Raw genomic sequence first — 16,124 nt, forward strand, 5'->3', positions numbered from 1 at the left:
CTGCACAATAACAGCACTCGTTCTCCTTTTCTATCTTAATCCATCACTGCTCCGTTAAAGGCATTGATTTTACGGTACAGGGTCGAGTTGCCTGAATTGATCAAAAAGCTCCAAGCTGGAATATAAACCGTGCTGCCGTTAACGCTTAGCAGTTTTGAATAGCCGAGTTCGATCCACTTAACTTTTGAATTGGCCGGCAATTTATTATATTGATACAACCAGATCAAAGCCCGTTTCTGACTGATCGTGGCTTTCTTTTCACGCAAAATTTGGATATCCTGCAAATAAGTCTGCGAATAGCCGGTCACATACCCATTGGCAACGACGAATCTGATGCACCCTTGATCTGAAGTCACCCTTTTGCCATAAACCATTTGGGTATAAACAACTTCATTGTCAGTCGAAAGCCTTGGGTCATAGCGATACTCATCGCCCTCCAAGATCCGGCTCTTGTCTTTGATGATCTTGTTGATTGTTTTTTGCGGGTTCTTAAGACTATTCAACTTGATTTTATGGTCAAATGTCACCGTCAACTTGTGGTCAGTTTTGGAGTAATCAGTCTGATTATCCGCCAATTGTCCAGACTGGCTCAGCAGGTAATCATCATCTGCGCTGGAAATATAAAACCCAGCGTTCGGTTTATTGGATAGCTTTTTAGGATAAGAGATCTGATCATCTTTCAAACTGCGCAAGACCGAAGTCGCAGTCTGTGTGTTGGAAGAGTTATTTTCAGTTTGGACCCCGCTTTGATTATAATAGGCTCCGATCAAAAAAATATCCAAGGCGATAAAAGCAATTAAAAAGATCCATTCAATTCGCTTAAAATTCAATACTTTCCCGCCTTTCTTCTAAGATACTTTTCCGTTAAGGATGTCCTGATAAGGAGTCCAACTGCCGTTATACAACACGAAGTAGGTTGGTACTAGATCGACGACCTGCTTAGAAGTATCGTTGACCGCCCGCTGGTAGCCAATCCTGATCCCATTGATCTTCTTTTGACTGATCCCGCTTTGGGTCAATTTATCCAAAACTTGTTGAGTCGGCGACAGTTCCACCGATTCTTTACTGGATGGGACTGGAACTTGCAGGAAATACAAAGAAAAACCGATGTGTTCGCTGCCTGTTCCTCCGAGACTGAGCTGATAGGTCCCATAGTTATCATCTGCCAAGATCGGGTAAGTGTTGATATAGGTCCGGTAGGTGACCTGACGATTGTTGGCATTATACTCATCATAACGGACATCGTCTAGCTGCCGGTCAGTATCCTGCAGCCGTGAGAAGCCTTGCTTTAGTTCACTGGAAAGCGAGTGATTCGCTGTGGAATCGCGGGAATAGCTGGAGTAATCCACGGCTCCTGTCTTGCTGGAAACTGCCATTCTTTGTCCCGAGTTATCATAATAGATCATCTGCTGATCTTCACGGCGCGAATTGACCGAAGAATTGCTGGATCCCATCAAACGGGTCACGAAGATGCTGGCACTATCCTTAGTTGCCAGATAGCTATACTGTCTGACGTTAACGCTGGATAAATAAAAAATGACGTATTGATCATTTAACTTTTTAATGTCAATTGGAGTTTCTTTAGTTTCTTTGGCAGCCACTATTTTTCTCAAATTAGTAAACGTGCCCTGGCTCAATGAAATTTTAGTCACATGTCGATCAGCATCATTTAAGAGATAGACCTGCGGCTTTTTCTTATTGAATTGGATCGCAACTCGGTTGAATTTTTTCCCGCGTAAAGCCTGAACTGTTTTTTGCTGCAGATCTGTAACTTCGCTCGAAGTGATCTCATCAGAAAAAGTCAAAAATGCCATTTGATCGCGCCGCAACAAGCTTTGATACTTTTTCTCGGAGTATTTCTTAGTTGACCCGGCGTCCTTGACTTTCCAAGTTCGTGTATCTTGGCGCACTTTTTCGATCACATCAAGTTTGACACTGCTTTGCACGTAGCTATGACCACCGTGATTATAAATCACACTAGTTGGTTTATAAATATCCGACAATTTTGTTTTTGTAGTTTGGTCGTCGCCTGAGCCGTTACTCTTGCTGACACTCGAAGTGGTCTCCTTGCTGTTATTTTGCAGATAAGTCGGATTGACCCAGAGGATCGCCGATAAGCCGACGCTCAAAACTACCGCCGCACCCAAAACGAAGTGCAAGATATTATCTTTGATCTTCATTCCACAGATCCTCCTCCTGGTATTCCTGGTATGGTAGAGAAATATAGAACGTCGAACCCTTGCCTTCCACTGAGTCGACCCAGATCCGGCCCTTGTGCAGCTCGATCACTTCCCGCGAAATCGCAAGACCTAAGCCAGTCCCGCCTTGGGCACGCGAACGAGCTTTATCGACCCTAAAGAAGCGGTCAAAGATCCGGCCGATATCATCTTTCGGGATTCCCAAGCCTTGGTCAGAAATGCTCAAGATCACGTGGTTTTGTGTCTCCAGCAAGCGACAGGTGATCACACCGCCGTCTGGCGAATATTTGATAGCATTATTCATAATATTGTCGATCACCTGAATAAATTTATCCGGGTCCAAATCGACCCACAAATCGCGGTGAGTAAATTCACGTTTGATCGTATAACTCTTGGCCTGCTTTTCTTCTTCAGAATTCTGGTCACTTTTGATCATCATGTCAAATCTGTTCAGAATATAGGTAAACAATTCATTCAAGTTGACCAGTTCTAAATCAAGCCGAGCTGTGCCAGAGTCCATCCTAGATAAGCTCAGCAAGTCATTGATCATCCGGATCATCCGGTCGGTTTCATCTTGAGTAACTTTCAAAAATGAAGGAGCAACTTCAGGATCTTTCCAGGCACCATCGTTTAAAGCCTCAATATAACTGCGCATACTTGTCAGCGGTGTGCGCAATTCGTGCGAAACATTGGAAACGAACTGCTTGCGCTCACGGTCGATCTTCTGCTGCTCAGTAATATCATGCAAAACACAAACGAGTCCGGAGATAAAGCCCGATTCCCGCTGGATCAAAGAAAAATAAGCGTTTAAAATCTGCGCATGATCTTTATCGGACATATCCAACACAAGGGTATCCTGATTTTCCAGCAGGTCCCGCAGCGTATAATTTTCACGGATCTTCAGAATATCCAGGATCGAGTGCCCCTTGGCATCACTGGCAGTCACATTTAAGAATTCAGCCGCCATATCGTTAATGATCGTCACATTGCCCCGGCGGTCGGTCGCCAAAACACCGTCCGACATATGAGTCAGCACCGAGTCTAACCGGCGCCGCTCAGATTCCGATTGTTCCCGCGACTCTTCCACCCGGACCGAGAGGTTGTTAACGGCCTGGGCTAGTTCCCCCAGCTCATCGTTGCCATACACATGGACGTGCCCGGAATAGTTCCCTTCTGCGATCTTAGCCGTTTGTTTCTTCATTTCATCGATCGGCCGTGTGATCGCACGGGAGATCAAAATCGCTAAGCCCATTCCGATCGCGGTCGCCACGAAAGCTGCAGTCGCAAAGATCAAGGTGACCCCATCGATCGAATCGTAGACTGATTCAAGCTCAGCCCGCAAATACACCGCACCGATCAAAGTATTACTGTTCCCGCTGGAACTAAACAGGGGCGTGATCGAAACGTAATAATGTTTGTCATCTGCCCGATTATAGGTCGTCTCGCTAAACGAACGGCCGGAATACAGCACCCGTTTGATCCGGCTGTCAGTTGTTTTTTGTCCGACCAAAGCATGACCATTAGCACTGGTCTCACCACGGATATTGCCCTTGGCATCCACAACTTGGACGTCAGAAATATTCTGGTTGTTGATCCCGGTCAGAGCAGAATTCACCCGCCGGTTGGCTTGTTCAGCGTTTTCTAGACTCAAACTCGTGATCAAGGAGTTATCCACGTAAGGGGTCAGTTCGACCCTTTGCTTGAATGACTTTAAGTTCTCGCTTTTTAGTCGTTGGACAAAAACTGCCCCGACGATCTGAAAGGCCAGCAACAGCAACAGCACAAAAACCAGCGCAATTTTAAAATGAATGGATTGGAAGATCCGCAGTCTTTTTCTCACTTTTTTCTCCTACTGCTCTCAAGCTAAAGCATAAAACGCCGGCTGTATCGCTACGGCCAGCGTCTAAATTTCCTTTATGAGTACCGTGCGCTCATGCATCCCTTAAACATCTGAGGCTAAACCAATTTCGCCCTTAATCTGTTTCCGGATTGCGCAAGTAGTAACCAACACCACGACGAGTAACCAGCCAGACCGGCCGACTAGGATTGTCTTCGACTTTTTCACGCAGACGGCGCATCGTTACATCGACCGTCCGAACGTCGCCAAAGTAATCATAGCCCCAGACCGTCTGCAGCAAATGTTCTCTGGTCATCACTTGCCCCATATGCTTAGCCAGGTAGTTCAGCAATTCGAACTCCCGGTGGGTCAGTTCGATTTTTTCGCCGTGCCGCGACACAGTATAAGATTCTGGATGAATTGTCAGATCGCCGATCACGATATCGCTATTTTCTTCCTTCTCTTCATTTTGGGCAGCCTGAACCACCGTGTTTTGCCGGCGTAAGTTGGCCTTGACCCGCGCCACTAATTCACGGTTAGAAAACGGCTTGGTCACATAATCGTCAGCGCCCATCTCTAGGCCTAAGACTTTATCGATCTCAGTATCTTTAGCTGTCACCATGATGATCGGCATTTCATGTGTCTTGCGGATCTCACGGGCAACTTCTAGGCCGTCGACTTTCGGCAGCATCAAGTCCAAAATGATCAAATCAGGCTTAACTTCTTCGACCTGCTTGATAGCATCCTCGCCATCATAAGCAACGTAGGCATCATAGCCTTCTTTATTTAAATTGAATTTAATGATATCAGAAATTGGTTTTTCGTCATCTACCACTAAAATTTTCTTCATATTTTTAGTCCTCCTTGGTGAACATTGCCACCAGTCAGTTTTTTCTTCGATTATCATCAGGTCAAAACGCCCCAGCCGCTCGCAGTTTGCGCAAACTCTCAGGCGCTACACCCTTATATTATAAACCAGCTAGAATAATAAGCCAAATTTAACAAAATGAATAGCATTTTCCGTCCACCCTTGCCAAAATTCAGCACTGACCTAGTGAGAATTACCTTTTAGTCCGCTTTTCTTTCCAAATGGTGCTATACTCATAGTTAAAATAATTTTAGCGCAGCAAACTTATAACAAACTTAAAGGAGGTGAACGCGTGCCGCAAAATATCTTAGTCAGTCAAGACCTCTCCAGTTTTGGAGATGTCTCTTTAATGACCGCCGTTCCATTGCTGTCTGCTAGCGGATTGGAAACTACTGTCTTGCCCACTGCCCTGCTTTCCACGCACACCGGCGGCTTCGGTCAGAATACATACCTGGATCTCAGTCAGGAAATGAAACAGATCATTTCGCACTGGCAAAAACTTGAGCTTAAATTTGACGCCGTTTACCTCGGCTACTTGGGACAAAAGCCGCTGCAGCAGCTGCAAGCAAAGTTGGCCTCACTGTCTGCGCCTGATTGTCTAACACTGATCGACCCTGTCATGGGCGACCACGGCCGGCTTTATTCCGGTTTTGATGACCAATATGTCAGTTCTATGCGCGAACTGGTCAAACAAGCCTCGATCCTAACGCCTAATCTGACAGAAGCAGCCTTCTTGTTAGATTCGCCTGAGCTCATTGACGGCGGTCTAGCTGGCGCCAAGAAAGCCAGTTTTTTGCTTCACGAAAAATTTCAGATCTCCACGGTGCTGATCACGGGTGTTGCAACTGAGGCCGGACAAATCGCCGTCGTCGGCTATGAGGGACAGCGCCACGAGTACTGGAGCATAAAACGGCCACTTTTTGCTGCCAACTTTTTCGGCACAGGCGACCTGTTTGCTTCAGCCTTGATCAGCGGACTTTTGCACAAGCTGCCGCCTTATACCGCCGCTGAAAGTGCGATGGACCTGATCAGTCAGGCCATCGCCAACCGTGACCCGCAGACTGACCCGCGCTTAGGACTCAACTATGCAACCGCACTGCCAGCATTCATTCACCGCATTTTACAGGAGGAATAGATAATGCTTAAAGAAAACAAAAACTCATTACGTGCTATTATTTTGACCGGTTTATTTGCAGCAATTATTTACATCGGGATCTGGGTCTTACGTATTCCGATCCCGGCAATGATCGGTCGGCCATTCATCCATTTTGGTAACACCTTAACTGCCGTTGCGATCCTTTTTCTTGGCTGCAGAAATGGGATGCTAGCCGGGATCATTGGCCTGGGCGGTTTCGACATCTTAAACGGCTACGCAGCTACTTCATGGCTGACAATGCTCGAAGTTGTCGTGGTTGCCCTAGTAATCACAGGTGTCTTTAAACTTTTAGGCTCTAAAGACAGCAGCCGTAACATCATTATCATTGCAGTCGTTGCCGGGGTCACCAAAATCTTCACGACCTACTGTGTTTCGATCGTCGAAGCCTTGATGGCAGGCTCAGTGCTCAAGGCGGCCTTGGTTGCTTCCTTTTTGAGCTTACCGGCAACTGTGGTCAATTCAGTTTCAACCGCGATCCTGACACCTATCCTGTATTATTTTGTCAAAAAAGTTTACCTGTCCCTGCGCAAAAATCCTAGTCGGACAATTTAAAACTCAAGGTTGCAGTTAAAATTTACAGGGACTTGAACAAATCTAAGATATTATCTAGTTGATTTGTGAACTGGATCTAAGTCGGGCAAAGTTGGATCCAGTTAGAAACAGTCTGGCTCCATGTCAGGCAAAGTTGGAACCAGTCAGGAACAGTCTGGCTCCATGTCAGGCAAAGTTGGAACCAGTCAGGAACAGTCTGGCTCCAAGTCTGCTAAAGTTGGAACCAGTTAGAAACAGTCTGGCTCCAAGTCAGACAATGTTGGAACCAGTTGAAAACAGTCTGGCTCCAAGTCAGACAAAATTGGAACCAGTCGGAAACAGTCTGGTTCCATGTCAGCTAAAATATCAAGCGCAAAAACACCACCAGCTTTTCAAAGTGGTAAAGTGCCCCCCAGTTAATTGTTCGCCAGAGAAAGAAACGAACAGTTATGGGACTGCAATGAAATCAAAGTTGCTTTCATCGTTCAAAAGCTTTGAGTCTGCCAGCTTAATTTTCAATTTCTAGTTTAAAATCAGAACCGCTCCAAGAAGTCAGTTCAATTCTTCTTGAAGCGGTTCTGATTTTGTTTAGCTGTTAGATTTTTTCTCCGTTTGATGCAATCACATCTTTGTACCAGTAAAATGAGTCTTTGCGACTCCGATCCAAAGTTCCGCTGCCGTCATCATTGCGGTCAACGTAGATCATGCCGTAACGTTTGGACATCTGACCTGTTCCGGCAGAAACCAGGTCAATGCAGCCCCAGCTGGTGTAGCCGACCAGGTTGACCCCGTTTTCAATTGCATCTCCCATTGCTTTAATGTGTTCTTGCATGTATTCGATCCGGTAAGGGTCATGGATACTGCCGTCTTCTTCGACTTTGTCGATCGCTCCAAGTCCATTTTCCACGACCATCAGCGGTAAGTGATATCTATCATTAACGACTTCAAGATAGTATTGCAGCCCCATTGGATCATCGGCCCACTCCCACTCTGAATATTGCAAATATGGGTTCTTAGCACCAATCGTAAAGTTGCCGCCGACAGTTTCTTTAGTTTCATGTGTTGTTACGGCACTCGACATGTAATAAGAGAATGTATACAGATCGACTGTCCCTTGCTTGAGTTCTGCCAGGTCTTCATCTGTGATATCGAGCTTAACATCGTGCTGCGCCCACAAACGTTTGGCATAGCTTGGGTACTCGCCAAAGCACTGAACATCACCGCTATAAAAGATATTTTGTTCCCAGTCATGCCGGTTTTTCAAAATATCCTGCGGGTCTGGTGTCAAAGGATATGAAGTGATCCCGCAGATCATGCAGCCGATCTGGTTGTCAGGATCGATCTTGTGTCCGATCTGCACCGCTTTAGCGCTGGCAACATACTGGTAATGCAGCTGCTGGTAGGCTGCCTGGTACTGTTCGTCTTTAGCATTTGCAAACAGGTCCAAGAACATGATCGTATTATTGATCTCATTGAAGGTCAGCCAGTACTTGACTTCATCTTTATATTCAGTAAACAGTGTTTCAGCAAAATGCACGTAGAAATCAATCATCTTACGGTTATTCCAGCCGCCGTAATGTCTTTCTAGGTACAGCGGATTCTCGAAATGGGAGATCGTCACCAGCGGTTCGATCCCGTACTTGTGCAGTTCCGCGAAAACCTTGTGGTAAAAGTCTAAGCCAGCTTGATTTGGCTCTTGTTCATCGCCATGCGGAAAGATCCGCGTCCAAGAGATCGACATCCGGTAAACCTTAAAGCCCATTTCAGCAAATAGGGCAATATCTTCCTTGTAGTGGTGATAAAAATCAACCGCAACTTGGTTAGGGTAATATTCTCCGGGCAAAACTGCACCGGCGGCATCTTGGGGGATTTCAGCTTCCTTACCAGTCATGCCGTCTGCATATTTATATGTTTGCTGCCGACCTGCGTGTAAGCCGCCCGCCGTGGTGACGTCAAGGATCGTCATCCCGCGCCCATCTGCATCATAACCGCCTTCAACTTGGTTGGCAGCTGTCGCGCCGCCCCATAAAAAATTCTTAGGAAATTTCATTTTAAATTTCCCCCTTCGCTAAAATTAAACACTTGTCTCATATCAAGATTATATCAAACGCTTTCATCAATTGAACAAGAAAAAAGGAGATTTTGAGCAAGCTCACTTACTTTTCCTTGCCTAACGGTGATAATTTGGCACCGATCCCCGCCAAAGTCCGTATGCTCCCTGCCAGCAAAATAACAGTAAACATAGGTTGACCGTGTTCCAACAAGGAGCCGCCTAACCATGAACCTACTGGGATCGATGCATAAGAAATCATCAGTGTCACTGAAACAACACGCCCTAAAAGTTTTTTGGGGATCGTGCGTTGCCGTAACGTAAAGTAAGTAATGACATTGATGTTGCCGAAGAAGCTGATCAATCCTAAAATCACGCCAATATAAATGTAGTTGGTGTTGAGCAGCAACAATAGTGTGCTGAGACCCGCTAGGATGGTACTATTCGAAAGTAAGAAACCGGCCCGAAAACGAGCAACAATTTTGTCGCCAACTAACCCCGCTGCCAATGCCCCGCATCCGCCCAGCGACATGGCGAACGTGGCATCAAGCACAGGATAATGCAGCGACTTGGTCATGTAGAAGATGAAGTTGGCTTCGAACATATTCAGAGCAAAATTGGTAAAAAGAAACATTAACGATCCGCTAAAAATCACCTTTTGCTGGAAACTGTATTTGGCACCCTCCACAATATCATTCATTAATTGCAGAAAAATTCCAGCACCTTTCTTAGGATGAGTCTTCTTTTGTCTAGGCAATCCCAACAAGGCTAGAGACGCAATCATGAATGAAAACAAATCGAGCCATAAAGCAGTTCTTCCTCCAAGCATGGTTACGATCGAACCGCCCAACAACGGGCCCAAGATCGATAAAGTATTGTCAATCGTCTGAATTATTGCATTAGCACTGGCAAATTTTTCAGGTCGGACGAGCTCTGGAATAATACTTTGAAAACTCGGATGAATCAGCGGATCGACTGAGGCTAGAAGTAAGATCGCCGCATATAGCAGGCTGAAGTTGCTTTCCTGGGCAGATAAAATTTCAAGCAGCATCAAGCAGACTAGCGTCGCAAAAAGATTCCCGCTGATCAGGATCTTCTTTTTATCATAATTGTCAGCTAAACTGCCGCCTAACAAAGAAAAGAAGACCCAAGGAACAAATGAAACGCCAAATGTGGCAGCGGCGTGATAAGCTGAGCCCGTCTTATTCAAAATAATGATCGGGATCGCCAACTTATACAACCAATCTCCAACCGATGAAATCAGAAAACTCAACCACAGGTAACTAAAATTTGAATGCTTGCTTTGCATATTTTTCCTCCATTTGCTTAATCCATGCTTTTATCTTAAGTTAGCGTTAAAATGGAGAGTATCAAATTTGCATATAGGATAAAAATTATGAAGATCGGACAAATTTTTAAAGAGTTTAGAACCGCAAAACACATCACTTTAAAAGAGGCTAGCACGGGTATCGTGTCAGTCCCATTTTTATCGCGTTTTGAACGCGGGTTAACTGACATCTCCTTTACTCATCTTTTAGAACTGCTCAACCGGATCAATGTCCAATTAGCGGAATTTGAATTTCTCTATCAAAAACGCAACGCTGACAATAACGATCTTTTGCCCAGATTTCAGTCAGCATATCAGAATGGAGATATTCAGCAGCTGCAACAATACTTAGCTGATTGGCAGAACAAACCCGGAAAATTTGCTCGGCTGCAAGTCATTCAGCTAAAAATGATGCTGACGACACTGGGTGCTGCACAAATGGACTCAGCGGAATTATTAATTCTGGAAGAGTATTTTCAAAGCATCACCAGCTGGACTTTTTTTGAATTATACTTATTCGGTCACGCGATCCCTTTTTTGGAACAAAGATTCATGCTCACGCTATTTGCTGAACTGCAAAAAAAAGAGCTCATTTACGACCACTTTCGCAATGATTCTTTTTCTATGCTCTTTTACCTCTATAACAATGTGATCTTGTTTTTGCTCAGCCACAAAGAGCTGCACCAAGCACAGCTCTTGCTGGGTGACTTAGAAAGTTATTTTGAACAGCGCGGCAAGGACTATTACCATAAGGCTCGTATCTTTAACTTGAAGGGACTCTTGCTTTATTTGCAGGGGCACAAGCAAACAGGCCTGCAATTGATCAAAAAAGCAAACATGCTCGCGTACCTGACTGAACAAGAACCTTCTTTCTTGAAAAATGAAAAACATTACTTGGAGAATTACTTAAATGAGGCTGAACTTTTGTCGGTCTTTGACTTCTCACAGCTAAAAGAATTCTGACCCGCAAAAAATGCAGTCCACAAGTCGTGCTTGACTCTGTGAACTGCATTTTTTTAGTGCTATTTAATTTTTATTCGCGACTTCGCGTTTACTCCGCAGCGATCTCCACCGTAATATTTCCGGCCACAGCTTTGGAATATGGGCAGACCTTCTCAGTCTCTTTCATATACTTGATGGTTTCTTTGCGGTCGACCCCATCAATGTGACCGACTAAACGAACCTTAAGGTTATAATCGTTTTTGCCGGCTAAATATAATTCAACATCGGCTGTGACCGTCCGGTGCAGGTCCTCCTTACCGGCCTCCTCAAGTACAAAAACCATCGCGCTGTTGAAACAAGCAGAAAAGCCCGCTGCGAACAGCATTTCCGGCGTTGTTGTTCCTTCTTTATTAGACATTGAGGTTTTGACGTCAAAACTGCCATCCGGAGCAACTGACTCGCCCTCTCTGCCGCCAGTATTCACCGCTTGGAAAGCACCGATTTTCTTCATCGAATCATAGTCTATTTTCATCAAAAAGCTCCTTTCAGAATGGATCCAAGTTTAGCTTCGTCAACAAGAAAGATAGCTGTCTTTTGTACTCTTTATACCGCAAAAATTTACCAGTCTCAATCATTCTGCTTATGTGGCGCAAAACTTAATCTTGGTCCAGACCTTTTTCCTGCATAATTTGATGATACTTGTAATATTCAGCGCGCCATGAACTAACATATTCGCCCTCTGTCACCCAGGGCTTGCTGAAGCCGGTGTAATGGATCAGGACCGGATCTTGTAAGGCCGCCGCTGCGAGTTGTCTTTCCTGTGCGTTTGGACTTTGTTTTTCGTGTCTCATCAACGGGGATTGCACGTTGAATTTCGGCGGTAAAGGCTGCCAGTGGTCGGCCAGCACCGCGTTTAAAGTATCCTGGTCCTGAAAATCTAAGGCATCTGCGTGACTCCGCATAAAAACACGGGCTTTCTCAGTGATCTGAGAATCAAGCCACTTCTTCCGGTCGATCAAAAGCAGCCCGGCATTAAAATAGCGGGGGATCTCATGGGGAACACCCAGGATCTTCAACCGGTCGACATACATTTGCGATTCCACAGCTCCGATGATCTGTCCGTGCAGATCAGCATGGAACATTTCACTGAGATTTCCACGGCAGATCATGTCACAATCTAAATACAGCACTCGCGGCTGCTCGACTAAACGCGGCAGTTCGAAGCGGTAATAGGTATTTTCCTTGATCAATGAACGTGGTGATTTGACGTTCGCACCGTGGTAGAGTTCAGCAAAATCACTGCCTAAAAAAGCGACCCGGGCGCAATTCGGATAGACCTTCACTAATTTTTGCAGCCGTTGCCGGTCTTGTTCGCTCAGATGGTCATCAATGATATGGAAACTAAACTTCTCCTGCGGATTATTCTCCAGCAAAGAAACATAGCTGGTCAATAAAACTTCTGTGAACGCACTGTCAGTTGTCGAACCAATTTCGATCATAACTTTTCGCTCCCTGCATTCTAAAAATGGACAAGTTTTCGACTCTTCTGCTGTCAGTTTAAGTGATTTGCAGCAAAAATTAAAGCGTTAGCTGTTCAAACAAAAATCCTGGCAAGATCCTCAGTGCCAATTGCCAAATCTAGCAAAGTGTAGTAAACTACATATTTAGCGAAGGAGGGAAATTCATGCCGCACAACTTACTAGCAGCCGTCGGACCGCAAATCAAGGTCGCCAATACTTTGATCGAAAAAGAACTCAATAATCGGATCGCCAGTTTGATCACTGAATACAATCTGACTGGTCCTCAGATCACTTTGCTGGTCTATTTGTCTGAGGCCCAGGGTCAAACTGTCACACAAAAGGAAGTGGCAGACAAATTCGTCTTAAGTCACCCGACGATCCGCAGTATCGTCAAGCGCTTGGAAAAAAATCATTTGATCGAACTGGGACAGCTCGCAAACGACAAAAGACAAGTTACTTTGCTCTTAACAGATCAAGGTGCGCAGTTATTAGCTAAACATATCAATGAGATCAGAAATGTGATGGAGGATGTCAACCGTAAAATAGTTGGCCAGCTTAGTCCGCAAGAAACACAAGAATTACTAGAGATCTTGGCTAAGATCAAGCAAAATTTCTAGTTATTTTTCCCATAAAACTGTAGCTTGCTACAAAAAAGGAGAAAACATGGAAACTGAACCGCAAAAATTAACGAACAAAAATAAAACGCTCATGATGGCCGTTTTATTGGCAGGAGCTTTTACCGCCCTGCTGGCTGAAACTTTTCTAAATAATGCTTTACCCACGATCATGGATGCTTTTCAAGTCAAGCAGTCAACCGCTCAGTGGCTAACGACCGCTTATTTGCTGATCGTCGGCTTAATGATCCCGCTATCTGCCTGGATCTTCGAATCCTTCAACTTAAAAACCAACTACATAGCCATGATCGTAATTTTCTTATGCGGGTCACTGCTATGCGTTTTTGCCCCGAATTTCACGTTTTTATTGACCGGCAGGATCATCGAAGCTGTTGCGGCCGGCGGATTGATGCCTTTTATTCAAAACGTCATTTTACTGCTCTTTCCACCAGAAAAACGCGGCTTGGCGATGGGGATCACCGGCTTAGTGATCGGTTTTGGACCAGCGGTCGGGCCGACAATTTCGGGCTTGATCTTAAAGTACTCCGACTGGCAAATGCTTTTCATCGTCCTGAGCTTATGCAGTGCGGTCATTGGTATTCTAGCGGTCTTCACCGTCCAAAACATTACCGTACCGCAGCAGGCAACGACTGACCTGGTATCATTTGTTGAATCGATCCTGGGCTTCGGTTTACTGCTTTATGCCCTCTCGGAAGTTGGTAATACTGGCCGGTTCAACCTCAGGCTCACAGTGATGTTTTTCTTAGGGTTACTCGTCATTGCCCTTTTCTGCTTGCGTCAGCTCCATTTAGAAACACCGCTCTTGGACATCCGCGTTTTTAAAAACCTGCAATTTGATTTATGCACGCTGCTGAGTATGATCAGCAACATCGCTATGGTCAGTATCGAGCTGGTTTTACCCTTGTACTTACAAACAACCAGAAACGAATCTGCGCTAACCAGCGGCTTGATCATGATGCCTGGTGCCTTAGTCATGGTGCTCTGCAACCCGCTTTCTGGTGCTTTATTTGATAAACTGGGGATCAAAAAGCTCTCTTTCTTCGGTTACTTTGTCCTGTTGCTCGGAACACTGCCGATGCTTTCTTTCAACGCAAAAACTAGTCTGGTACTCATTGCTTCGTGCTACACCTTGCGCATGGTGGGCATTGCCTTTACCATGATGACGACCTTCACCGCTGGGATCAACTTGATCGATCCCAAACTAACTGCCCATGCCAATGCTGCCTCGTCCACCTTGCGCCAAATCGGAGGTTCTTTGGGGACCGCATTAGCAATGCTAGTCGTGACAATTGCTGCTGGTCAGTACAAAACCAGTCCAGGTTTGGGCTTAACGCAGGGCTTTCATTGGAGCTTTATCCTGATGCTGCTCTTTGCCTTAGTTGGTTTCATTGCTTCCTTCTTCTTACCAAGTGCTCGCAAGTCAGCAGCTTAGGCTTCAGCTCAATTTCTTTTCCAGCCAAACATCACAAGTCGTATGTGCAGTCCCGCTTTTGGAGGCTGTCAAACGCTTAAAGCCCAGGTGCTCGTATAGTCCCTGGGCTTCGTTCATATTGGAGATCGTCTCAATATAGAGCGAGCGATAGCCTTGTTTACGTGCAAATTTTTCTGCGGCCTGCAGCAATTTCTTGCCCCAGCCTAAGCCGCGCGCTTCCGGCAGCAAGTACAATTTTTGAACTTCGGCTGTTCCTGTTTGATCAAATTCGGCCACGCCACCGCCTCCAACGACCTTGGAACCTTGGCAAACGACCCAGTACTTGCGTTTGGCATTGGCCTGATAAAAACTGGAAAGTCGTCCAAGTTCCGGGTCAAAGTAAGCCGTCCCAGGCAATGCATCGTGATATTCTTCCAGCACGCTTTGCACGATTTGTTTAATTGCCTGATCATCCTTGCTGGTCAGTTCGCGTAATGTCAAGTTCTGTTCTGTCAATCAGACCGCCTCCTCTTAGTTAGCAGGTATTATACGCCTATGTGTGAAGTTTTGGTTGGTTTTGCAAAAATTAAAGCTCTTTCTGAGGGCTCACAAAGTTCTCAAGGCCAAAAAGGACAATTAGCCTTTGATATTGATTGTGTACAACTGTTTTTTATAGGACTAGAATTAAAGTATACAAACTAGATCAAAGGACTTTTCATTATGCAAAATCAGTTACGCCAAGCCTTGCGCTTAAAAAATTTAGTGATCCTAGCATTAGCTCTGATATTTATGGCAGCCGGAGTTTCTTTAGCTAAGATCGCCAGCTTAGGAACATCGCCGATCGCCAGTATTCCCAATGTCTTGAGTTTCATTTTTCCGTTATCCTTAGGAACATGGACAATTATTTTTATGTTTGTTTGCGTCGGCTTCGAGGCCCTGTTTTTAAGAAACCACTTTTCATTTACAAATATCCTTCAAGTACTTCCGGGCTTATTTTTCGGTCTTTTTATCAATTTGTTCGTTAAAGTCTTCTCGTTCATTCATCCTGACTTTTATTGGCAAAAGCTGTTATTGACACTGATCAGCGTTTTGGTATTAGGCTTTGGTGTTTTCTTAGAAATTTCATCTAATTCTATTATTATGCCAGGAGAAGGTTTGGCGCGGGCTGTTTCAATTGGGGTCAAAATACCCTTTCCAACTGCGAAGATTTGGGTCGATAGCAGTATGGTCGTGGCAGCCTTGATACTTGCTCTGGCAGTATTTCATTCGTTAACCGGGATCCGCGAAGGTACAATTATCGCTGCTTTGTTAGTAGGTCAGGTTGTTGCGGGGATCAAGAAATTGGTTGATAAAAAATAAGACAAAAAAACTCCGTAGTGCCAAAGTATCGCTGAGCAAATTTAGTGCTATTTTTTTCAAAGTCAACACAACTAAAATTTGCTATAATAAGCGGTAAAATATATCCAGCAAGGAGGGGTATACTCCTTCTTAGGTAGACAAGCTAAATAATTAAAGCTTGCCTACTTTAGGGAGGAGTATTTTTATGGGGAAAAATGGATTCAGATATACGTTAGAGGAGAAACTCTTTTATATTAATCTGGTTCAGGCTGAATCTATGACCGCATACGCTATTCAACATCAATACGGGG

General features: G+C 44.9%; 15 protein-coding genes. 6 read left to right on the plus strand and 9 right to left on the minus strand.

Annotation, left to right across the window (positions count from 1 at the left end; genetic code table 11):
- Positions 1 to 35: 35 nt before the first annotated feature.
- The 4 genes from LFYK43_RS03710 to yycF all read right to left on the minus strand — a co-directional run bounded on the left by LFYK43_RS03710 (position 36) and on the right by yycF (position 4,885).
- Positions 36 to 830, minus strand: a complete 795-nt coding sequence (locus tag LFYK43_RS03710) for a two-component system regulatory protein YycI (RefSeq protein ID WP_124975555.1) — start codon at positions 828 to 830, stop codon at positions 36 to 38.
- An 18-nt stretch (positions 831 to 848) separates the two neighbouring features.
- Positions 849 to 2,180, minus strand: a complete 1,332-nt coding sequence (locus tag LFYK43_RS03715) for a YycH family regulatory protein (RefSeq protein WP_124975557.1) — start codon at positions 2,178 to 2,180, stop codon at positions 849 to 851.
- Complete coding sequence (walK, locus tag LFYK43_RS03720; protein WP_124975559.1) at positions 2,164 to 4,038, minus strand: cell wall metabolism sensor histidine kinase WalK; 1,875 nt, start codon at positions 4,036 to 4,038, stop codon at positions 2,164 to 2,166. The genes LFYK43_RS03715 and walK overlap by 17 nt, the downstream gene beginning before the upstream one ends.
- Before the next feature lie 133 nt (positions 4,039 to 4,171).
- A complete protein-coding gene (gene yycF, locus LFYK43_RS03725) occupies positions 4,172 to 4,885 on the minus strand; it encodes a response regulator YycF (RefSeq protein ID WP_124975561.1) in 714 nt (237 codons plus the stop codon).
- Positions 4,886 to 5,195: 310 nt separating this feature from the next.
- On the opposite strand from yycF, the gene LFYK43_RS03730 reads away from it, so the two are divergent.
- Entirely contained in the window at positions 5,196 to 6,038 is an 843-nt protein-coding gene (locus LFYK43_RS03730; protein WP_124975563.1) for a pyridoxamine kinase, read from the plus strand.
- Positions 6,039 to 6,041: 3 nt separating this feature from the next.
- Positions 6,042 to 6,611 (plus strand): ECF transporter S component, encoded by a 570-nt coding sequence (locus tag LFYK43_RS03735; protein WP_124975565.1) that lies wholly within the window; start codon positions 6,042 to 6,044, stop codon positions 6,609 to 6,611.
- A 574-nt stretch (positions 6,612 to 7,185) separates the two neighbouring features.
- Here the strand turns inward: LFYK43_RS03735 and LFYK43_RS03740 are convergent.
- A complete protein-coding gene (locus LFYK43_RS03740; protein ID WP_124975567.1) occupies positions 7,186 to 8,640 on the minus strand; it encodes a family 1 glycosylhydrolase in 1,455 nt (484 codons plus the stop codon).
- A 106-nt stretch (positions 8,641 to 8,746) separates the two neighbouring features.
- Positions 8,747 to 9,949 carry an MFS transporter gene (locus tag LFYK43_RS03745; RefSeq protein ID WP_124975569.1) on the minus strand — a complete coding sequence of 401 codons (1,203 nt, stop codon included), beginning with the start codon at positions 9,947 to 9,949 and terminating at the stop codon, positions 8,747 to 8,749.
- Positions 9,950 to 10,036: 87 nt separating this feature from the next.
- Between LFYK43_RS03745 and LFYK43_RS03750 the strand changes: the two genes are divergently transcribed.
- Entirely contained in the window at positions 10,037 to 10,930 is an 894-nt protein-coding gene (locus tag LFYK43_RS03750) for a helix-turn-helix domain-containing protein (protein ID WP_229717926.1), read from the plus strand.
- An 88-nt stretch (positions 10,931 to 11,018) separates the two neighbouring features.
- Here the strand turns inward: LFYK43_RS03750 and LFYK43_RS03755 are convergent, their stop codons facing one another.
- Both LFYK43_RS03755 and LFYK43_RS03760 read right to left on the minus strand, forming a co-directional pair.
- A complete protein-coding gene (locus LFYK43_RS03755) occupies positions 11,019 to 11,441 on the minus strand; it encodes an Ohr family peroxiredoxin (RefSeq protein ID WP_124975571.1) in 423 nt (140 codons plus the stop codon).
- Positions 11,442 to 11,565: 124 nt separating this feature from the next.
- Entirely contained in the window at positions 11,566 to 12,408 is an 843-nt protein-coding gene (locus LFYK43_RS03760) for a glycosyltransferase family 8 protein (RefSeq protein ID WP_124975573.1), read from the minus strand.
- 185 nt (positions 12,409 to 12,593) lie between these two features.
- Here LFYK43_RS03760 and LFYK43_RS03765 point away from each other — a divergent pair, with 185 nt between their 5' ends.
- Both LFYK43_RS03765 and LFYK43_RS03770 read left to right on the plus strand, forming a co-directional pair.
- Positions 12,594 to 13,046: a MarR family winged helix-turn-helix transcriptional regulator gene (locus LFYK43_RS03765; protein ID WP_124975575.1), complete on the plus strand. Its 453-nt coding sequence runs from the start codon at positions 12,594 to 12,596 to the stop codon at positions 13,044 to 13,046.
- A 46-nt stretch (positions 13,047 to 13,092) separates the two neighbouring features.
- Positions 13,093 to 14,496 (plus strand): MDR family MFS transporter, encoded by a 1,404-nt coding sequence (locus LFYK43_RS03770; RefSeq protein ID WP_124975577.1) that lies wholly within the window; start codon positions 13,093 to 13,095, stop codon positions 14,494 to 14,496.
- 3 nt (positions 14,497 to 14,499) lie between these two features.
- On the opposite strand, the gene LFYK43_RS03775 is transcribed toward LFYK43_RS03770, so the two are convergent.
- Complete coding sequence (locus LFYK43_RS03775) at positions 14,500 to 14,991, minus strand: GNAT family N-acetyltransferase (RefSeq protein ID WP_124975579.1); 492 nt, start codon at positions 14,989 to 14,991, stop codon at positions 14,500 to 14,502.
- Positions 14,992 to 15,195: 204 nt separating this feature from the next.
- Between LFYK43_RS03775 and LFYK43_RS03780 the strand changes: the two genes are divergently transcribed.
- On the plus strand, positions 15,196 to 15,834 hold the full coding sequence (locus LFYK43_RS03780; RefSeq protein ID WP_229717928.1) for a YczE/YyaS/YitT family protein: 639 nt from the start codon (positions 15,196 to 15,198) through the stop codon (positions 15,832 to 15,834).
- The last annotated feature ends 290 nt before the right edge of the window (positions 15,835 to 16,124 follow it).

Origin of the sequence: Ligilactobacillus salitolerans, from assembly GCF_003864415.1 — a bacterium.
GTDB lineage: Bacteria > Bacillota > Bacilli > Lactobacillales > Lactobacillaceae > Ligilactobacillus > Ligilactobacillus salitolerans.